We start from the raw sequence: 20,814 nt of genomic DNA on the forward strand, positions 1-20,814 counted from the left end.
AGCCATCCAATTATAAGGAGGCGATAGGTATGGGTAAAGTTTTTGTGATAACACTTGTTTTGTTCAGCACCTTAATTTTTGCACAGACACAACTTCAGCCAATTAAGCCAAATATTCCTTTTATTCCGCAACTGCCAACCACTGTTCAAGAGAGCGATTTACTTGGCCGTTATGGTTCTGTCTGGAAAATTTTCTGGGATGGTTGGGAAGGAACCTTGGTATTTCAAAAAGATGGAAAAGGATATATAGAAGATGAAAACAGAAATAAATATAACCTTACTTACACTATTCTTCGCAATCCTCAGGACAGTATATCAAGTATGACAGGCCCTGGTTATACTGGAAAGAAAACTAACCTCGGCCACCGAGTAGTTTTCTTTGTTGATTTTGCAAATACACCAAACAATCAACAAGATGACCAAAGATTCGATGGGTATATATTCACCCAGACTCTCAAGACAATGAAAAGAGCAATCGCAGGAATTACATGGTGGGATAACATACCATTTGGATTTTACGCAACTTACTGGTACGATATACCGGGATGAAAAAGCGGGCATTAAGCCCGCTTTTATTTTACAAACTCACTGGCATTACTGGAACATCTTCTGGTACGATCAACTTTGCCTTTGCAAATGAGTCGAGTAGCATGGCGTCAAAGATCAGCAAAATGAGATTTGGAAAGATAAACATAGGTACAGTTTTGAAAACAGTTTACGTGAAGAAGATAAGAGAGATATTGCAAAACAAACCGGAGTTGAAAGACCAAATTATACTGTTAAAAGACGCATCTTGTGCTGTAACTGAAATGGTCAAACACAAGATAAAGTTGCTCAACAGTAATCAGAGAATATGAAATATTGTCGTAATACAACCACCCTGATCAGTTTTGAGTTCTGGTCAGGATTTTTTCAGTGGTTATTTTTGCATGAATATATAACAATGAAACACTCAAAGATATTTTGATATCTGAGACAGTTTTTCTACACTGTAGTTTAAACCACCTTCTCTGTTTAAGATAGGCCAGAGAGTTCTGTACTGTTCAGTTATCTGTTCTAATTTTTGCTTTAGGTAGGTTTTTCTCTCCTCTGGTATCAACGAGATATTTCCATTCTGCTTTATAAGTATCAATGATTCCATCCCCAAGGCTAACATTTCAGCATTATTAATGATCTGCAAAATGGTGAGCTTTTCAGATTCAGATTTTGTTTCTGCCATAAATTCAGATAAATTATGAACAGTCGTGTTTACAATTTCTATTGCATCCTCGGTATTTTTAATGTCTTCATCATCGATTTCGTTCAAGTATTTCGATATTCTGTGTGGAAATACGAGTGATATGAAGTATGGACTTGTATTGTGCAATTTGAGTTTTATGCGCTTGTAAATTGTACCAAGATTGTAGACTGATTCTGCTATGGAAAGCCTTGTTTTGAACACATGAGTGTTAATTTTTTTCAGTAATTCATCATCCATCAAATTCTCCGATAGGTTCCAACCCAATGATGCTGCATAACCAAGGCTTATCATAGAAAATGGGAGGTGTTGATGATGACCATTATCACCCCAATCTGTTAATAAAAAACCAATAGAATTGTACTTTTTGCCATTTACCAAGGCGTTTTTGATATTTGCAAGAGCATTATCGCTCCTACCGGTGAAAGAATCCCAGGTAGAAGTACCTGGGCAAACATAAAACGCCACACCTTTGGTTGCAAATAATTTGCATTCCTCATCGTATGGATGATCACCTTCGTAACCCCAGAGCAATGCAATTGTGTTATCTGGTAACTGTGCCACAAGTTCTGGGTAATTCTTTATGATATCCCCCCAAAACATCACAGTTTTGCCATGTCTGTTCAATATTTGATGGATTTTTAGCAGAAAATCGAGATATACCCTTCCTTTTCCATATTTTTCACACAATTCTTTTGATTTTCCCAAGCCAAGATCGTACGTTTCATCGGCTCCGATATTAACCTTGGTACTTGTAAAGTTGGGAAGAAGTTCGTCAAACAGTTCACTCAAGAAATTCAATGTTTCTGGTACGGCTGGAGAGAGAGAAAACGGTCCGTACTTTTCTCCCCAAGGAGTTATGAAACCATCTGGACATTCCGCGAGATATTTGTATTGATCGTGTTTAAGCCATTTACCGAGATGCCCGAATGAATTTTGGTTTGGGACAAGTTCGATAAATCTTTCTCTGCAATAATTATCTAGTTCTTGTATTTCTTCTGAGGTAAGTGGTGTATAATCTCTCCAAACTAATTCATGCTTACTGTAAGCAAATGTGTGTTCTGTATAGAGTTGAAATTGGTTGTATTTGAGTTCAGCCAATATGTCTACTATTTTTTTTAATGTGTCCATATTTGGTATCCTATCTCTGCTTATATCCAACATAAATCCACGATTCTCGAAATCTGGTTCATCTTCTATGATCATCGTGGGTATTCTACATTCATATTCTCTCATTAATTGAATTAGAGATTGCAGGCTGTAGAAAATACCTTGAGTCGTTTTTGCCATCAAAACGATTCCATTGGGTGTTATTTTGATTTTATAACCCTGTGAATGTGATACCATGTTTGGATTCAAGATGATTTTTATCGTTGTAGATTTATCGTTAAAACCTGTGAGTAAGAATCTTTTCCCGTATCTGGTCAGCTCATCTTTTAAAAATGCAGCAAGTTTAAAGGATTCTGGCAGGGTGAAAATCTTACCTTCAACTGGAATTTCAAAAATATCGTTTAGTATAGTGATTTTCTTCGGACGAGGTAGCATATCCCAATCTCCTTTCCTTCGCATACAAGTATTCAAATTTATGCGTGATTTAATTGTTCCTAAACTGATCTCTCAAATTCTGGACAACCTCATTTTTGACTGAAGATATTAGCTTTATTGCCATCATCAGCGCTCCGCCAACGGGAGGGAGATATGGTTCTTGAAGTGAGATACCAAAATTTCTTTTCACAGATTCCTGTACAGAATTGAAAAAATATGGTTCTTCAAAAAGCCCTCCGGTATAAGATAGAAAGTCGCTGTGAATCGATTTTAAAATGGATTCAGTGGCGTTAATGAGTTCTTCAACACTCCTTTGTACAATCATTCTGGCTACATGATCATTCTCACGAGCACATTTCAGAACAAACGGTGCAAAAGAAGCAAGATGACTTTTGGGATGTTTGTCAACATAGAAATATCTCAATACATCGTCTACGCAATGAAGGTTTAGGATTTCTTCTACATACTGTACAAGGTCGGTAAATTCACCTCTGTTTTCCCAGTATCTCATTACTTCTTTAACGGCTTCAAAGGCTATTCCATAGGCGCTCCATATGTCACCTATTATGTGGCCCCATCCTCCTGCTCTATAAATATTACCATTTTCATCTATACCAACGATCATTGAACCAGTGCCAGCAACGATTATTGCACCGGATTTTCTAATATGTCCCAATGAGCCCATTAAGGCAATTAAACAATCATTCACAACCATAAGCTTTCTTGCGGGTATAACTGACTTCATCAGTTCACATAATTTATCGCAACTTTTTTTGGAAAAACCCGCTCCAGATAGTCCAAGAACACATGCATCTACTTCATTTGAGTTTTGTTTCATGTTTTTCAAGCATTCTGAGATAGTTTCCATCAGTTTCTCAATTCCTATGTCAAGATGGTTTCCTGGTCCTCCTGAAACGGAAGAGATTATTATCCCGTTTTCATCACATAAGGCTAGTCGAGTTTTAGTTCCACCAGCATCTACTCCAAGAAATCTCATTTTTATACCTCCTGGTATTTTACAGACACATCAATTCGTAAGATATTAAAGATAATAATTTGTCCTCAGTATCTTCTGCATAAGGAGATGCGAACCATTCATAGCCACTTTTCACACTCTTTGGTACTACATATGAAGCAGGAGAATTCGCATAACATACTATAAAGGTAAATTTAGCTATTGACGAAACGAGATTGCAGAATCCAAAGAATAATTCGAAAGGGACAAAAATAAATTTAAGTGAGTCGATCACGAGAAAAGATATTGTGATTTTTTCCTTCTTTGGTAGTTGGCCACGTTGCTTGAGTAACATTACACCTGGTAAATCTCTTTCATTTAATGAGGTTTCTTCAATATTCTTTTCGACGTTTTCTATCTCAAACTCAATTTCTTTCAGTGAAAACTTTTCTGGTACGCAGGTTTGATACACAACATATGGGGTATATTGTTCAAGAAAGATATCTGATAATCTCTCAATTTCTGCAAATGATCTTTCCTTTCTTGTTTTGTGTGTGCTTAAATCACCACAGCAGGAATTAAGAAAAACAACTGGGTACCCATCTTTCATTTGCAATTTTCTTCTTATTGCTCCAGCTATGTCACTCGAATATAGTAAATTTTCTGGGCCAAGAATAGTGGGGTGACAGGGGAATAATGTTATTGAGAATCTTTGCCTTGCAGTTTCAAATTCAATTAAATTGGCAGGTACTGTCGTACTATCCTGTTTGTCTCTAAAATCACAAATGCCGGACACCTCGGATTGTTTTACAACCAACTTGTTCAGGTTAGCCGAATTTTGCTTTGCCTTGACTAAGGCCTCCCTTGCTGATGATTCAAGAATATCCTTAACAAGACCCGGTTTGGGTCCAGAATGCGTGTGAGTAGCAATAGGTATGAGTTTTATATTATCTATTTGTTTTGGAAATGTTTTTGGAACTGTGAGCAGATCGAATACCAATATTGCCATTTCAGTTTCATTCTCGCTCAAATAAATGCAGAATAGTTGTAATGGATCATGATAGTCTGCAGAAACTCCTTTTCTAAGGATATAACCAGCCATTTCCAACCCTTTTGGGAAAGAAAGATCCATACTTGAAATACCAACTTTTATCACACGATCACATCCTAACGATTTTTTCATCCCTTTAGGCCACCGCTTAGTCCTTCTACATACCATTTTTGACACATCAAGAAAACGATCAAAATCGGTATAGTTGCTACAACCATTCCTGCACACAATAGACCCCATCTTGTAATATTATGACCTCTAAACATAGCGAGTCCTAAATTGATTGGCATCTTCGAATAATCTTGGATTACCAACAATGGCCAGAAAAATTGACCCCACGACCACAGAACTTTGAAGACTATCATGGTTGCAATGGTTGGTTTCACCATTGGCAACATGATTCTCCAGTAAATGAAGAAATCATTTGCACCGTCAACTCTGGCTGCTTGTTCAAAATCAAGCGGAATAGATAGAAAAGCCTGTCTGAACATGAATACGCCAAATCCACTTGCTGTGAAAGGAACTATAAGTGATGACAACGAGTCGTACATACCCATGCGGATAACTATTATATACATCGGTATTGCAACTGTATAGAACGGTATCATTAGTGTTGACAAAGCCAGCCAAAAAAGTATCTTCTTTCCCCAAAAGTTTTTCCGCGCTAAAGCGTACCCAGCCATAGAATCAAATAAAATGCTCACAATTGTCACTGTTATCGCTACAAATAAACTATTCAAAAGCATAGTGCCAAGGGTAACATCTTCATCTATCACCCTTGGATAGTTCCATGCGGCACTGTAATTATCAAAAGTGATTGCTCTTGGCATGAATGAATAAGATTCTATACCTGTATCTGGTTCTATAGATCTTACAATTACCCATAAAAGCGGTAGAAGTGTAAAGGCGCATGCGGGTATAACAAGAATATATTTAACCAACAACGCCCATCGATTTTGTCTTCTCACAGATCTCACTCCTAAAAAATAAGGTCTTCCCTACCGATTTTTCTTTGAATGAAAGTTAATACCATGATGATAATGAGTAATATAACACTGATTGCTGATGCATAACCCATTTGAAATTCGCTGAATCCTTTTGTGTACAGATAATTAACTATTGTTGTTGTTGAATACCCTGGTCCTCCACCTGTCATTATGTAGATGGGTGTGAAAACTTGGAAAGAATTTATCAATGAGGTTGTGATCACAAAAAAAGTGGTCGGCCTCAAGAGTGGTAAAGTTATCTTAAATGTGATTTGCCACTTCGAAGCACCGTCCAGCGCTGCTGCTTCATAGAGTTCATCTGGGATATTTTGAAGTCCAGCCAGAAAGATGAGCATTCTGTATCCAAATCCACTCCAGATAAGGACTATACCAACAGCAATCAAAGCATATCTGTAATCACTTAGCCACTCTATGGGCTTCAAATGTAACGTGACCAGCAGTTTGTTTGCTATGCCTGTCGTACTTGAAGAAAAGATCAGTGACCATATTATGCTCACAACCACCATTGAAATAATATTTGGAATAAACAAAGCAAGTCTGAAGAAATTTCTACCTTTAAATGGTTTGTTCAACAAAAGAGCAAAGATGAGTCCCAAGATGGTGTTACCAGGAACATATAAAATCGTGAAGTACAGAGTATTAAGAATGGATCTAAGAAATACTTGATCTTTCAACAATTTAGTATAATTTTTCAATCCAACAAATTCCGCAGAATTAAATGTTATTATACTGAATTCTTTGAAGCTCAAAATTACCACCCATACAATGGGGATAAAGAGAAAAACAGTAAAAACAATATATGCAGGTGCACAAAAAGTATAAGCGATCAGATTTTCTCTCAATTTTTTTCTCACTTCTATTATCACCTCATAGGCTTTCCAGCAGGCTTGTACTAATCAAAACAAGAGAAGGCCGAAGCCTTCCCTCGATTTTTCACCAAGTGTAACCTTTATCTTTCAAATGTGACTCAAGTTCTTTTTGTGCCCTTTCTAATCCGCTTTCTAACGATATTTTGTCGGAAAGTACATCTTGGATTGCTGCTCTTATTATTCTTGTGAAAGCAGAATATTCTGGATGTTCAACCCATGGTCTCGAATCAGACATCTGTTCATCGAAAGCCTTCATTATTTCATCGTCGGCAACATACAATTCAGCAGAATCTGACCTTGAAGGAATAAATCCCGCAACATTACAATATTCCAGCATATTTTCTTTGCTGCATAACCACATTAAAAGTTTTGCTGCCTCTTCTTTGTGTTTTGCAGATGAGGGTATGACAAACACATCGGCACCGTAATAGGAAGTTTTTTTACCAGTCTCTGGGTTGGTTGGCAATACAACAGCACCAACTTTGTCACCGAGTTCTTTTCTCAATGCTGTCCCTGCATCACCTGTATCGATGTACATTGCTACTTGACCAGCTACAAGCTGTCGACGAACATCAGCCAGATTAGCATTCACAGCTCCTGGTTGAACGACTTTGTATGTTTTGAACAAATCTACAAAAAATTTTGCACCCTTCCGAAATGCGTCAGTTGTAATAGCTGGGGCGCCATTCTCGTTTATCATATGTCCACCAGCTTGCCATACCCAAATCATCAATTGATATGCGTACTGAGCAGATGCCCCAAAACCATACACATCAATTTGCCCATCGTTGTCTCTATCAAAGGTCAAGCGTTTTGCATATTCAAGAAAATCATTCCAAGTCCAGTTGGGTGATGGTTCTGGTAACCCTCTTTCTGCAAGAATATCTTTCCTGTAAAGGACAACACGTGTATGACAAAAATATGGGATACCTACAATTTTTCCACTCATTTCTTTTGGTTTGTTCATTTTGTAAGTGCTTCCTAAAAGGACTGATTCCGGGAAAGCCTTTAGAAAATCTTGCGGTAAATACTTCTCAAGAGGTTCGATCGATTTCGACCAAGCTAATGCATGTTCACGTGGTGATCCTACTTTTGCCAGATCTGGTGCCTTACCTGACATTATTGCAACATCGAGTTTTGTGTGTGGATCTTCTGCCCACGGAATTACCACTAAGTTGACTTTAATACCTGTAGCTTCCTCAAATGCCTTTATATGTTTCTTTACGACCGGAAGGTCGAGTTGTGGGTCTCCCCCGGCAAACCAAAACGTCACTTCGGTTGCTAAACAGATCGTTAAGGTCAGGAACACTACCGATAAAACAAAAAGCTTTCTCATAACAAAACCTCCCTTCTACCTTTTGGCAAATAACTCAGAAATCCTTTTTCAATTCATGCATCTGCTTAAGAAAAATCTCATTTCTTCGTTTTTGAATACTTCATGAAATGCAAAAATGCATACACCATCTGCTCCAGAATTCTGTGCAATTTTAATTGTTTCAACAACCTCATGTGCTCTTATATTGTTGTGTGCTTGAATTCCGATCACTACTCTTGATTTACCCATAGCTATCTTGTGAGTTGTCTTAGTTATGTCTTCGATCCATGAATTTGATCTGTTAAAATCTTGATGATAAGCCATGGGTAACATGAGATCACATAATTCTGCAAAATCTTGATATCTTTGTCCACAATGTATTAACGCAAAATTTCTTTCACTTGGGTTTGGATCACCTCCTTCTGGAATAAGAGCCGCACTAAATGTAGTAGAATTTCTCATGTTCTTGATTAGTTGTGATATTGCTTGCGTGAAATCTTTGATGTCATTAGCCCTTAACTCTGTCCATTTAAGAACGTCAGGATCTCCATGTTCGAATGCATCCAGAAAGCCTCGACCATCTTCGTTTCTGCCCCAGGTTTGAATCGCTTTTTTAAGGAGTTTTTCAACATCTAAACCAAAAGTGCGTAATTTGTGAATTTGGGAAGGTCCCCATCCCCATGCGCCATTGGGATATCTTATATAATCTAAATGAATTCCTTCGGGTTCGTAATCATTTACAACTTCTTTGATCAAAGAAAAAAGATATTCCTTGTAATTCTGATCGGTTGTGAAATCTATAACAGATGTTGATACTCTGAAACAAGTGTGTTCACCCAATCTATACTCGTGAGACAGTTCTTCAAGTGGTATCCCCCACATGCCAGAGCTGGGGTTTAACTGAAGATAAGATCTATCTTGTGACACAATAAACCAAGCATGGAGTCTTATGTTCAACTTTTTGCATATTTCTGAAGCTTTTGGCAAGACCACATTATTCTTTGAAACGCTTATGGCAATTTTAGAAGGCCAATACACCTTCCCTGTAGTTCCTTTCACAAGAAGAAATAAGTCTGTGAAACCCATCTCTTTCGAATCTTTGATAGCTTTCTCCACGCCATACTCTGATAACGATGAACTCCAGGACCAGATACCTTTTACATAACCTTGAAGGTTTTCACTCATACCCAATACACCCTTTGAAGATTTGGCTCAGAGCATTGGAATATACTTTCTATACTTTTCCACCAATAATGCATTTACTTCATCTCCTTGCGGTACATTCGCACTGAGAAATACGGGAGGTTCTACTCCATCTTTTTCAAAAAGTTTGACGATCTCAGCCATGACGGAATTTATGATGAATGCGCCGCATATCGTTGAAAGTGGTCCAACGGTAATATCGTTCATTTTCAAAGATGCATCTCCGTATGGAACATGATTGTCAATGGTTAAATCAGCGACTTCGTACAATTTTTTACCTAACTCGTTTCTCGCAGTTACGTTCTTTGAATGCTCAACAGATGTGACTGCTGCTACGTATGCACCTATTTTCTTGGTACTTTCAGCAAATGTTACAACGACAGAATTTGAGCCAGAATTGGAAAACACGACAACCACATCGCGAGAAGAAATGGGTAGATCAGAAGCTATTGCTTCTCCAATACCATCTATTCTTTCAAGTTTTGAGCTCAATACAGCCCTTTCATGAAGCATTAGTGAACCAATCAACACAGGATATACTGGTGCTATTCCACCAGCACGATAGAAAATTTCTTCCACAAGTATATGAGAATGTCCAGTACCAAAAGCATAGATGAGTCCATTGGATTTAATTGCTTTGTATGCTTTTTCTGCAAGAATTTTGATCTTGTTTGTTTCTTTTTCAACGATTTGTTGAAGACTGATGTTGATCTTTTGATAATATTGATCAATTAAACTCACAGCATCGTGCTTTGAAAATTCGTTTGTCACAAAAAATTCCCTCCTTGTACTCAATGAATGAACATATTCTGCAATACAGCTATGCCTCACTTGAATTCCTTGAAAATATTTCTGAGTGGTTCTTCTCTTTCAGTGTTGAGAATTGTCCCTGCCCTGAAGATACATATGCCTTCGGCATTTTTATCAATACAATCATCAACAATTTGTGCAAGTTCATCCCCTGTTACTGGAGAATATCCTTGAAGTCCCAAGACAAGTTTGGTATTCATTTGAATCTGTTGTCTTGCTCCAGTGAAGATCTCTCCCGTAATCCAGGATGAATCCTTACCATAATCTCTGTGATAAGCCATGGGTATGATCATTTCACAATCGTCTGAAAAAATCGCATAATTCTGACCATAATGAACTAATCCAAAGGCTTTCTCAGTACTATCGAGACTTGCAGGTTCTGGCATTAGAGCGGCGCTGATTATTATGTCTGGTTTTACTTGTTTGGCACAACTGGATAAGTCTTGAAGAAAATTCTGGACATTTCTTGACCTGATTTCAACCCATTTTGTAACTGTCGCATCTCCGCTAATGTATGCATTTACGAAAGACTGGTTATCGCCATTTGTTCCCCATGTTTGAATAGCCAAATTCTTGAGATACTGAATATCCGAATCATTAAGGCCATTTTCCATAGCTGTTTGGATTTCTATTGGCCCCCAACCCCAAGCACCCGTTGGGTATCTTATGTAATCAAAGTGCAGTCCATCTGGCCTATAATTCTCTATGACTTCGCGTATGAGTGATTTCATATACTCTTTGTATTCATCAAAACCAACAAAATCTACAGTTTTTCCTGCTCTTTGAGGATCCCCATCCACTGTTTTTGGAATTCCGTACATCTTGCTCTCTGGATAAGTTGAGGTGAATGCCTGATCTTGGTTGCAGACAAACCACATGTGTAACCTTAAGCCGCTTGTTCTACAAAATTCCGATGCTCTGGGCAGAACAGTTGTGTCTGATGAAAAACCCAACGCAATTTGAGATGGCCAGTTAACTGTACCAGAGGTTCCTTTAACAAGGAGTAATATATCGGTGAAGCCGACCTCTTTAAGATGTTGTAGAGTATTTTCAACTCCAAGATTAGCAAGTGTGCTTCCCCAGACCCATACTGCCTTTATCTTGGCAGGCCATGAAAAGGGTAACAAGGCTTTTGATAAAATTACATCGTTTGGCAATTTCCCAGTATCAGAAAATTCCTTCAAAGTCTTTGACGCTGTTGCGATGAAGACATCGATTGACATTTTCTTTTGTGATCCATTAATACTTATTGGAATAGCACTTGGTAGGGTTTTGGTTTTTTCAACTTCATTTACAAACCATGACAGGGCAGTATGGAAATCCGACATTGTACACGTTGATGATGTACTTTCAAGTTCAAAATCTCCAGCTTCAAAATTCGATGGTAAAATAATTTGGATATATGGCACACCACTTGGTCTCTTGTTAGAATTAAGCAATTCAACAGTGTATTTGGCCATAATATACGATGCGTCGTTTAGGTTTACGTTGTCCGAGACCTTTCCTTTGGCTTGCCATACCTTTTCACATGCTTCTGGTAACCTTTGATACATGTCAACTTGCTCAGCTATAGTTTCTGCTAACATCAATACATCATCACTTGCAAATGTTTCTTGAAGCTTATTATTAGCAATTACAAAACAACCAGTTAATACAAATGCCGATAACCCCACAGCAATCAATATTAGACCCTTCTTCATACTATCCCTCCCACCAAAAAATCACGTATTTTTCTTGAAACTGTGATTCAGAATAACTGTTCTGGATAGATTTCTTGGCTGGTCTGGATTTAAACCCTTACACTTGGCGATAAATAAGCCTAAAAGTTGTGCAAAAATAACTTGTATAAATGCATCACGCCCGTCCTCAGCAATTGGTGAACGGCAAATGGTTGAGGCTCCAAGCTCTCTCATCTCGCCCAGCAAATTCATTTCTTCTTTTTCGCTCTGGCCTGATGAATACAGGACGATAACTGTGTCATTAGTTACGAGTGCCTTTGGGCCATGCCTGTATTCAAGGGAGGAAAAGGCTTCCGCCATACTGAGGGACATTTCCTGTAATTTCAATGCAGATTCTCTTGCTATACCCTCATATATCCCAGAGCCAAGAAAAACGTAATGATTGGCTTTAAACAAAGTTTGGTCTTCTCCCAGTTGACATAACTCACTGACAAAATCGCTTGAATCATTAATAAGTCGATCATATTTTGGTTCTTTACCAGAAAGTTTGTCGCTAACAAAAAATAGACTCAACAACATGCAACTGAATGATTTAGTCATAACTACTGACTTTTCTTCTAATGGTAGAGATAAACATAAATCACATACTTTTTGAAGATCACTTTTTCCATCGAGTGTGATTCCGAACGTCTTTATGCCAATTTTGTTTAACTTTTCTGCCGCGACCACGGTTTCTGTTGTATTACCTGAACGAGAGATCATCACGGCTGAGTATTTGAGTTTTGTGCTGATCATTGATTTCATATCAGATAACAATAATTCACCACTTGGAATTGCTTTTGTTTCTATGCCAGTGACACGAGAGAAATATTTACAAGCCGAGATGCCTAAGTAGTACGATGAACCACAACCAACAAAATAAACTACATCACTGTCAGTGAGAAAATATGGGAAAGAAGATGTTGGTAGTTGATTCAAATATGAAAGTACTTTTTTGAATTCACCAGGTTGACTGAGTATTTCCTCTTTTGTGTACAATCTGCCATCACCTCTTTGGTCAAAAAATTAAGCGATTATTACATTTATTCCAATGGATCTAAATTTTCTGGCCTGCTCTTGATCGATGCCATTGTCAGTAACAAGTACATTGACTTTCTCTATATTGCATATTTTGTAAGGTGCCACCTGATTTATCTTTGTGCTGTCAACAACTAAAATCACAGTTTTTGATTTTTGAATTATTAACTCAGCGAGGTTTCTTTCTTCAAAATCAGCAACAGTTACGCCTGATTCAAGCCCCACCCCACTTGCTCCAAGTACATAGCAATCAAAATACAAATTTTCGAATAGCTTTGATGCATATTCGCCAACGCATTCAAATGATCCATGACGTACAATTCCACCTGAATGTATTAGATTAAAGGTTTTACTCAAGTTTATGACAGCCCAAGCAGTTGTTATTGAATTTGTTGCTATATTCAAAGAATGAATTGAGCTGCTTTCCAAAGCTTTGATGACGTAATAAACTGTTGTACCGCCACCAACTGCAATTGTCTGTCCATTCTTGAAAAACTCTACAACCTTTTTTGCTATGCGCTGTTTTTCATCTTTCCGAATGTCTAAATTCTTGAAAAACGGAGAATCACCTGTTATGGTTTTAAGAACAGCGCCACCTCGTGTCCTTTCAACCAAACCCTGGGATTCCAGGATATCAAGATCGCGTCGAGCAGTTATTACGGATATATCAAAGGATTTGCAAATATCATTAATGCCTATCTGACCGTATTGCCTTAATGTGGTTAGGATCGCTTTCAGTCGTTCTTGCCGGCCCACCGGATCACTCCCTTCCTATTTCGATCATAATCGATCATTTATATATCATCTTTTATAACTATATATGATCCATAATGATAATATCAATAGTCGCTTTTGTTGATTTTTGTACCTTGAAGTGAAAAAATGACAGTTGTTCGTTCTTTTCACCTGGGTTCTCAAGATTACTTGGCTTTTCGTGAGTTTTCTGGGGTTTTTGAGTGATAGGTTGGATGCAAAACAGTTTGAGGATTTAACAAACAGTATAAAAATTTGGAGATAACATTAGTTTGTCAAAAAATCAATAGTTTTTTCCAATATTTCCAAAGTCTTGCGATCTTTCAACACGAATTCAAAACCATGATCGCCCTTCGGGTGCAACAACAATTTCGCTGTACATCCTTTTTGTCTGAGTTTTTTGAACATCTTTACAGAACTCACATATGGAACAACAGAATCTTTCATTCCATGGGCGAGTAGAATCTTAGGAGATGCTGGTGTTACATAGTTTATTGGAGAGTATTTTTCGTAAATATCCTTAGACTTATTTGGCAATCTCTTGATCGTTGCCGTAACAGAGAATCGTGCAAAGATTGATTCAGATCTCCATATGTCCATGAGATCACATGGAGTGTAGTAAGCTACTATTTTGTCAACAAGATTCATATACCTCAAGCCAGTTAAAAGGGCAAGGAGGCCTCCAGCAGACAAGCCCATCAAGGCAAATTGGTTTTTGGAGAGATTGTCGATCTTTTTTTTCAAAAACAATATAGCGTTGGAAAGCTCTTCGAGCAATTTTTCTATCTCTTGAATATAACCTCTGCTGTATCCTATTGCTGCCACAATGAATCCCTGTGACACCAAAAATAACGCCAAGATCGAATAATAAATCTACCAAAGTTTTTAAACCAATGGAGAACAAATTATCAGAGAGAAATTAAAAATTAAATATGAGAGTTTTTTGAGAATATATCTTAAAAACAGTAAACAAATGAGTAGGAAAAAATTATAGACCAAAAACATACCAGAAAGCGCAAATTGATTCAAAACTAGGACAGAGTATTCCTAAACACAGGGTCAATTTAAATGCTTACCTACTCCAAAAGGCGATTTAGCTGTCGCGTTAGACAATGTGATTATAAAGAAACAATATACTTTCGATCATCAAACATCGATGTCTATAAGAAAATAAGAACAATGAAACTGCTATCCAGAAAAAAAGCGGGCATTAAGCCCGCTTTTATTTTACAAACTCACTGGCATTACTGGAACATCTTCTGGTACAATCAACTTTGCCTCAGTAAACTTCACAACTTCATCTACGGTTGTTTGAGGTGCGAGTTCTTTTAAAATTAAGCCATTCTCTGTTACTTCGATAACCGCCATATCTGTAACGATTAAATCAACACGCCTGATCGATGTCAAAGGTAATGTACATTTTTTGACAATTTTTGGTGCGTTGCCCTTTGCAACATGCTGCATTGCAACTATAACCTTTTTTGCGCCTGTAACAAGGTCCATCGCTCCACCCATACCCGGAACCATTTTACCTGGTATCATCCAGTTTGCAAGATGACCTTCTTCGTCCACCTGCAAAGCCCCGAGGACCGTTGCATCAACATGGCCGCCTCTTATAAGACCAAAAGAAACTGCCGAATCGAAAGCACAGGCGCCCGGCAAAAATGTTATCGGCGAGCCACCGGCATTTGTCAAATTAGGATGTTCATACCCACTCATTGGTGCAGGTCCCATACCAAGTATTCCATTTTCGGACTGTAGAAAAATTTCGACTTTTGGAGGCAGGTAATTTGCCACCAAGGTTGGAATGCCTATACCCAGATTTACGATATCTCCATCTTTGAGTTCAAGTGCCACCCTCTTAGCAATTACAGCTTTTGCAAGGTTCTGATCCTGTATCATCTGGCATTCCCCCTTACAATGTAATCTACAACTGCGTGTGGTGTATGAATTTCATTTGGTGAAAGCCCTCCTACTGGAACGAATTCTTCAACTTCTACTATCGTAATCTTTCCAGCAAATGCCATCAATGGGTTGAAGTTTCTCGAAGTGAGATTGAAGAAAAGATTTCCATAGAAATCAGCTTTTTGAGCCTTTATCAGGGCAAAATCAGCCCTTAGGGCTGGCTCAACGAGATATTCTTTATCGTCAATGACTATTTTTTGTTTTCCATTCTCAACAACTGTACCGACACCAGTAGGTGTCAGGATCCCGCCAAGGCCAAATCCACCTGCACGAACTTTTTCAGCCAGTGTACCTTGCGGTACCAATTCCACTTCAAGAGTACCTTCGATCATCTGCTTTTGTGTTTCTGGATTTGTACCAATGTGCGAAACAATCACTTTTTTCGCCATTTTATTGACTATCATCTTCCCGATGCCTTTGTCTGGAAAGGCTGTATCATTAGCGATGATGGTGAAGTTTCTTTTGCCACTTTTTACAAGAGCGTCAATGAGTAATTCAGGTGTGCCATCTCCAAGAAATCCACCAATCATCAGCACGGCACCATCTGGTATCATTTCAACGGCTCTTTCTACTGTTATAACTTTGTTTTTCACTGCAGGCACCTCCTAATTAACATTTCTGATGATGATTGCTGTACCCATACCTCCACCTATACAAAGGCTTGCAAGTCCTAATTCAAGATTGCGCTTTTTCATCTCATAAAGTAATGTCACCGTTATTCTATTGCCGCTTGCTCCAATTGGATGACCGAGTGCGATAGCTCCACCGTTTACATTTACTCTTTCTTCAAGCCAGTCATCTGTCACACCATGTTCATTTTTCAGATCTTTCAGAACAGCTATGCTTTGAGCAGCAAATGCTTCATTGAGCTCTATCAATTGAATATCTGTAAGTTTGAGATTCGCACATTTCAAAGCCTTTGAGATAGCTCCCACAGGCCCTATACCCATTATACTTGGATCAACCCCGTGTTGAGCAAATGCAATTATTTCTGCCAGAGGTTTTAAACCATATTTTTTCACGGCATCTTCGCTTGCAAGAACTGTGGCAGAAGCACCGTCGTTTATTCCCGAAGCATTTCCAGCAGTAACAGTACCATCTTTTTTGAAGGCAGGCCTCAATTTTGCAAGTGTTTCGAGTGTTGTGTCGAATCTTGGATGTTCATCTGTGTCAAAGATTTTTTCGCTCTTCTTTTCTTTTACGACAAATGGCACTATTTCATCTTTAAACCTACCTGTCTCAATGGCTTTTTTTGCTTTCATCTGACTTTTGTAGGCAAAAAGATCTTGTTCTTCTCTCGATATGCCATATTTTTCTACAAGATTTTCCGCTGTGACTCCCATGTGATACATGTTGAAAACATCTGTAAGCCCATCAAAAACCATGTGATCTATTATCTGACCATCGCCAAGTCTGTAGCCAAACCTTGCCTTCGGCAACAAATATGGTGCGGTACTCATGCTTTCCATACCACCAGCCAGAACTATTTCAGCTTGATTTGCCATGATATCTACCGCGCCTATCATGATGGCTTTCATCCCAGATCCACAGAGCATGTTCACGGTATACCCCGGTTTCTCTGCGGGGACACCGGAGTAAATACTCACCTGTCTGCCTGGCCCCATTCCTTGCCCAGCCATTAGTATATTTCCGACGATTGTTTCATCTATCCATTCTGGATTAACATTTGCCTGCTCAATAGCCGCCTTTGATGCCGCAACTGCAAGCTGCACAGCAGGAACATCTTTCAAACTACCACCGAATGTACCTATAGCCGTTCTCTTAGCACCAACAATGTAAACCTTTCTCAATTTATTCACCTCCTTACAAAATGAGTATCAGCAAGCTTGTTACAACCCCACTCCATATCAAAGCCATTACGCAATACCCCATGATGTCTCTTATATCAAGTTTTGCAACTGAAAGTAGTGGCAAAGCCCAGAATGGCTGAATCATATTTGTCCATGCATCGCCCCATGCAACACCCATAACAACCTTTGGTATAGAAGCGCCTATTTGCTGAGCTGCCTGCGTCATTATTGGACCCTGAACAGACCACTGACCTCCGCCTGATGGAACAAACAGATTTATCAAACCTGCACTCCAGTAAGAGAACAGAGGTAAAGTTCTTGCAGTGGAGAAAGAGGCAAACCAGTTTGCAATTGTTGCAGCAAGGCCAGAATTGATCATCATACCCATAATTCCTGCATAAAATGGAAATTGTATGACAACTCCCCAGACAGTTTTTCCAGCCTCGATCGCAGCATTTATAAAATTCTTTGGTGTACCATGCAGCAATAACCCGATCATAAGAAAAATAAAGTTGAGTATATTCAAATCAAGAGAACCACCTTTTACAAAGAAGTAGTAAAAGATGTAAACCAGACCTATTAAACCTATGATCAAGGACAAAACAGGACTATTTTCCATCTTTTCAGCAGGTGTCATATCAGACCATTTTTTCTTTGCGATTTCTTTTTTCTCGGCAAACACAGATGGATCTACTTCTATAACTTCTTCTTTTTTCGGATGCATTCCAGCCATGATGAATGGCAATGTGAAAAGCAATACCAGGACAGGCACATAACCTACAGGAGAGAAAATTGTCTGCGAAACAGGTATCAGACCAATCTGCTTTTCCAAAAAGTGCCCTTTTGTATTAACCAGAAGTGGTGCAGATGCTGAAAGCCCGGCGTGCCATACAAGAAAGCCAGAATAAGCAGAAGCAACAAGCAGCGGATAGTGCAGGCCTTTCCCTTTCATATTTTTTGCTATTTCAATTGCCAGAAGCGATGTAAAGATCAAACCAAACCCCCAGTTCAAATAACTCGTGATGATCATAACCACACATGCCAGTGCAACAGCTTTAAATGGTGTGTTGGCAGCTTTCGCAATCGTTCTTAAAATAGCTGCCATAGGTTTGGTCTGAGCCAGAATGTGTCCCGTCATGAGCACCAAGCACATCTGCATTGCAAAAGAAAGTAAGTTCCAGAAACCATCGCCCATGTAACGAATCATGTCAATAGGGCTTTTGTGCTGGATAAGCATACCAAGCACAAAAGTTAGCAGCGTCAGAATAATAGCAAAAATCAGAGCATCAGGTAACCACTTTTTCGCAAACCTGGAAAAAGCACTACCCAGAACCCTAAGCATACTCTCACCCTCCTATTGTGAAAAATGTGACAAAATGCAACGAAATTATACCACTATATTTTTTCTATTTCAACAATATTCATTCTGTATAAATTAACTTAAGCTAACTGTGCAAATAGAACATAAATTAAGTTTTATACAGGCTCATTTTTGAGAGATAATCGTATCTGCAAACAAATCATTTTTCCAATAAATTCATCAATTAATGGTTTAATATCTGAACAACAGTCTTGACAGATATACTGTAATGTTGTAGTATTACAGTATGGAGGTAAGTCAATGTGGTTCACCTTAGATTTTTCTTCACATGTTCCTGTTTACAAGCAAATAAAAGAGAAGATAAAGGGCTTGATTAACGCAAATATTCTTAAAAAAGGTGAATTTGTGCCTTCTATCAGAAATCTTGCCGAGGATTTAGGTGTGAACATAAATACAGTCGCCCGGGCATACAGGGAGCTGACTATAGAAGGGGTCCTTGAGCCGGTTAGGGGTGAAGGCTATATAGTTCGAAAACTAAACAGAGATGAGTTCACAAAACAAATTCTTTCCAAACTGGAGCTTCAAATAGAATCATGCAAAAAAGCAGGAATTTCTTTTGAAGAACTTTACAATCTGTTAGAGAGAATCTACTGGAGGGATAAAAATGATCCTGAAAGTTGAAAATTTGAGGAAATCTTATAATTCAAAAATAGCTGTGAATGATGTTTCTTTCGAAATCGAAAAAGGGCAGATTTTTGCATTGCTTGGCCCAAACGGTGCAGGAAAAACCACAACAATAAAATGCATCCTTGGATTGAGAAAGCCTGATTCGGGAAAAATTTTGCTGCATGGCAGTTATGCATATTTGCCGGAAGAAAAGGAACTTTACAGATATCTCACTGTGAAAAAAACAGTACAGATAACTTCTCAAATTACAGATAATTTTTCTTCACAGAAGGCGCTCAATTTTCTCGAAGAATTTCAAATACCACTGGATGAGAAAATTTCTAATTTATCGCATGGCATGATGACACAGACTTACATTTCTCTTATATTTGCTCAAGATGCTGATATATATTTCATGGACGAACCAACGTGGGGGCTTGACCCAATAATGAGAAACAGGATACTCGAACTGATAAGACAGCTTTCCTACGAAGGAAAGACAATTTTTTACACCAGCCATATTCTCGCGGAAGTCGAAAAACTCGCAGATACCATAGCAATAATGGTTAATGGAAAGATAATCGAACTTGACGAAATTGACAATATAAAAGATAAGTATGTGGTATGTATTACGCCAAAAGGCAAAAACCCGGGAGGTTTCCTTTACAAAAGTACCGACAGAGAAAATATTTACATAGTGAGAAAAGAAAAAGCCGAGGGAGTTGTCGAACCAGCAACATTCGACATGATCTTTGAAGCTATTGTAAAGGGGGCGAAATGATGCTTAAAAAAGAGTTCTATGATATGAGACTCAGAACTTTTGTAATACTTTTCTTGGGAATAGGGCTTTTTTTCACACTTGCTCCATTACAAAATATCACTGTAGAAATGCTTAAACAGTATTCACAGGCAGAAAATCTACCAAAATCCCTTGAAAAATTCTTTCCCAAGGGTATCGTTGAAAACCTGAGCGATTGGAACTTTTATATATACAGTCAGTGGTTTGGAAAAAACCTCGGACAAATGATTCCTATTCTGGCAATTATAATGGCATTTCCTCTATTTTCACGTGAAAACGAGAATGGTACAATAGAATTTCTGCTTGCAAGAAGAAGCAGGAAGGAAATCTTTCTATCAAAATCACTTCTGGCATCTTTCGTTTTATTTTCTCAAATGATTGTATTTTCCTTGCTACCGGGAATATACTCTCTTGTTGCAAATAAAGATCTGGCTTACAGATATCTGCCGGCTTTCGTTGTCCACACTGTAGTTGGCGCATTTTTCTGGTTTTCGGTGACCCTGTTTTTATCTGTTTTGTCCAGCGATCAGGTAAAACCTATTCTTATTTCATTTGGCCTTTTAGCCGCAACTACAGTGGCCGGAATGATCAAACCGCTGAGATTTCTAAACACATATTCTTACATACTTGGAAGTGAGATATTTCAGAGTGGAAAAATGAATTTACCGTACACTTCCGGGTTGCTGTGCATTACAGTGGTTTTATTTGTCATCAGTTATTTTACATTTCTAAAAAGAGAATACTGAAAGGCG

General features: G+C 38.3%; 21 protein-coding genes. 5 read left to right on the plus strand and 16 right to left on the minus strand.

The window, feature by feature from the left end; translation table 11 throughout:
* The first annotated feature begins 29 nt into the window (after nucleotides 1–29).
* Nucleotides 30–548 (plus strand): hypothetical protein, encoded by a 519-nt coding sequence (locus TEL01S_RS07895; protein WP_028843855.1) that lies wholly within the window; start codon nucleotides 30–32, stop codon nucleotides 546–548.
* Nucleotides 545–856 carry a class II fructose-bisphosphate aldolase gene (locus tag TEL01S_RS11095; protein WP_028843854.1) on the plus strand — a complete coding sequence of 104 codons (312 nt, stop codon included), beginning with the start codon at nucleotides 545–547 and terminating at the stop codon, nucleotides 854–856. The genes TEL01S_RS07895 and TEL01S_RS11095 overlap by 4 nt, the downstream gene beginning before the upstream one ends.
* Nucleotides 857–951: 95 nt before the next feature.
* Here TEL01S_RS11095 and TEL01S_RS07905 read toward each other — a convergent pair whose 3' ends face one another.
* From TEL01S_RS07905 to TEL01S_RS07980, 16 genes are all read right to left on the minus strand, one after another.
* Nucleotides 952–2,781, minus strand: coding sequence for a beta-N-acetylhexosaminidase (locus TEL01S_RS07905; RefSeq protein WP_038051542.1), 1,830 nt, complete (start codon nucleotides 2,779–2,781; stop codon nucleotides 952–954).
* A 49-nt stretch (nucleotides 2,782–2,830) separates the two neighbouring features.
* Nucleotides 2,831–3,778, minus strand: coding sequence for an N-acetylglucosamine kinase (locus TEL01S_RS07910; RefSeq protein WP_028843852.1), 948 nt, complete (start codon nucleotides 3,776–3,778; stop codon nucleotides 2,831–2,833).
* A gap of 19 nt (nucleotides 3,779–3,797) precedes the next feature.
* Nucleotides 3,798–4,919: a hypothetical protein gene (locus TEL01S_RS07915; protein ID WP_028843851.1), complete on the minus strand. Its 1,122-nt coding sequence runs from the start codon at nucleotides 4,917–4,919 to the stop codon at nucleotides 3,798–3,800.
* A complete protein-coding gene (locus TEL01S_RS07920) occupies nucleotides 4,916–5,755 on the minus strand; it encodes a carbohydrate ABC transporter permease (protein ID WP_028843850.1) in 840 nt (279 codons plus the stop codon). Before TEL01S_RS07920 ends, TEL01S_RS07915 begins: the two co-directional genes overlap by 4 nt.
* 11 nt (nucleotides 5,756–5,766) lie before the next feature.
* Nucleotides 5,767–6,648, minus strand: coding sequence for a carbohydrate ABC transporter permease (locus TEL01S_RS07925; protein WP_051366214.1), 882 nt, complete (start codon nucleotides 6,646–6,648; stop codon nucleotides 5,767–5,769).
* A 79-nt stretch (nucleotides 6,649–6,727) separates the two neighbouring features.
* The gene (locus TEL01S_RS07930; protein WP_028843848.1) at nucleotides 6,728–7,999 is read right to left on the minus strand and encodes an ABC transporter substrate-binding protein; all 1,272 of its coding nucleotides are present in this window, start codon (nucleotides 7,997–7,999) and stop codon (nucleotides 6,728–6,730) included.
* Nucleotides 8,000–8,047: 48 nt separating this feature from the next.
* On the minus strand, nucleotides 8,048–9,163 hold the full coding sequence (locus TEL01S_RS07935; protein ID WP_028843847.1) for a family 10 glycosylhydrolase: 1,116 nt from the start codon (nucleotides 9,161–9,163) through the stop codon (nucleotides 8,048–8,050).
* 27 nt (nucleotides 9,164–9,190) lie between these two features.
* Nucleotides 9,191–9,952, minus strand: a complete 762-nt coding sequence (locus TEL01S_RS07940; protein WP_161632325.1) for a sugar isomerase domain-containing protein — start codon at nucleotides 9,950–9,952, stop codon at nucleotides 9,191–9,193.
* A gap of 56 nt (nucleotides 9,953–10,008) precedes the next feature.
* On the minus strand, nucleotides 10,009–11,691 hold the full coding sequence (locus tag TEL01S_RS07945) for a family 10 glycosylhydrolase (RefSeq protein ID WP_028843845.1): 1,683 nt from the start codon (nucleotides 11,689–11,691) through the stop codon (nucleotides 10,009–10,011).
* 21 nt (nucleotides 11,692–11,712) lie between these two features.
* Nucleotides 11,713–12,708 carry an SIS domain-containing protein gene (locus TEL01S_RS07950; protein ID WP_028843844.1) on the minus strand — a complete coding sequence of 332 codons (996 nt, stop codon included), beginning with the start codon at nucleotides 12,706–12,708 and terminating at the stop codon, nucleotides 11,713–11,715.
* Nucleotides 12,709–12,735: 27 nt separating this feature from the next.
* Nucleotides 12,736–13,503 (minus strand): DeoR/GlpR family DNA-binding transcription regulator, encoded by a 768-nt coding sequence (locus TEL01S_RS07955; protein ID WP_051366216.1) that lies wholly within the window; start codon nucleotides 13,501–13,503, stop codon nucleotides 12,736–12,738.
* A gap of 264 nt (nucleotides 13,504–13,767) precedes the next feature.
* The gene (locus TEL01S_RS07960) at nucleotides 13,768–14,343 is read right to left on the minus strand and encodes an alpha/beta hydrolase family protein (RefSeq protein ID WP_051366218.1); all 576 of its coding nucleotides are present in this window, start codon (nucleotides 14,341–14,343) and stop codon (nucleotides 13,768–13,770) included.
* A 384-nt stretch (nucleotides 14,344–14,727) separates the two neighbouring features.
* Complete coding sequence (locus TEL01S_RS07965; protein ID WP_028843843.1) at nucleotides 14,728–15,402, minus strand: 3-oxoacid CoA-transferase subunit B; 675 nt, start codon at nucleotides 15,400–15,402, stop codon at nucleotides 14,728–14,730.
* Complete coding sequence (locus tag TEL01S_RS07970) at nucleotides 15,399–16,058, minus strand: CoA transferase subunit A (RefSeq protein ID WP_028843842.1); 660 nt, start codon at nucleotides 16,056–16,058, stop codon at nucleotides 15,399–15,401. Before TEL01S_RS07970 ends, TEL01S_RS07965 begins: the two co-directional genes overlap by 4 nt.
* A 12-nt stretch (nucleotides 16,059–16,070) precedes the next feature.
* Complete coding sequence (locus TEL01S_RS07975) at nucleotides 16,071–17,276, minus strand: acetyl-CoA C-acetyltransferase (protein ID WP_028843841.1); 1,206 nt, start codon at nucleotides 17,274–17,276, stop codon at nucleotides 16,071–16,073.
* A 13-nt stretch (nucleotides 17,277–17,289) separates the two neighbouring features.
* Nucleotides 17,290–18,618, minus strand: coding sequence for a short-chain fatty acid transporter (locus tag TEL01S_RS07980; protein WP_012003589.1), 1,329 nt, complete (start codon nucleotides 18,616–18,618; stop codon nucleotides 17,290–17,292).
* A gap of 279 nt (nucleotides 18,619–18,897) precedes the next feature.
* Here TEL01S_RS07980 and TEL01S_RS07985 point away from each other — a divergent pair, with 279 nt between their 5' ends.
* Genes TEL01S_RS07985 through TEL01S_RS07995 form a run of 3 tightly spaced genes read left to right on the plus strand, consistent with a single transcriptional unit; the run spans nucleotide 18,898 to nucleotide 20,808 of the window.
* A complete protein-coding gene (locus TEL01S_RS07985) occupies nucleotides 18,898–19,278 on the plus strand; it encodes a GntR family transcriptional regulator (RefSeq protein ID WP_012003590.1) in 381 nt (126 codons plus the stop codon).
* Nucleotides 19,262–20,044, plus strand: a complete 783-nt coding sequence (locus TEL01S_RS07990; RefSeq protein WP_012003591.1) for an ABC transporter ATP-binding protein — start codon at nucleotides 19,262–19,264, stop codon at nucleotides 20,042–20,044. Before TEL01S_RS07985 ends, TEL01S_RS07990 begins: the two co-directional genes overlap by 17 nt.
* Nucleotides 20,041–20,808 carry an ABC transporter permease subunit gene (locus TEL01S_RS07995; protein ID WP_012003592.1) on the plus strand — a complete coding sequence of 256 codons (768 nt, stop codon included), beginning with the start codon at nucleotides 20,041–20,043 and terminating at the stop codon, nucleotides 20,806–20,808. Before TEL01S_RS07990 ends, TEL01S_RS07995 begins: the two co-directional genes overlap by 4 nt.
* The last annotated feature ends 6 nt before the right edge of the window (nucleotides 20,809–20,814 follow it).

This window comes from Pseudothermotoga elfii DSM 9442 = NBRC 107921 (assembly GCF_000504085.1).
In the GTDB taxonomy this organism is placed as follows: domain Bacteria; phylum Thermotogota; class Thermotogae; order Thermotogales; family DSM-5069; genus Pseudothermotoga_B; species Pseudothermotoga_B elfii.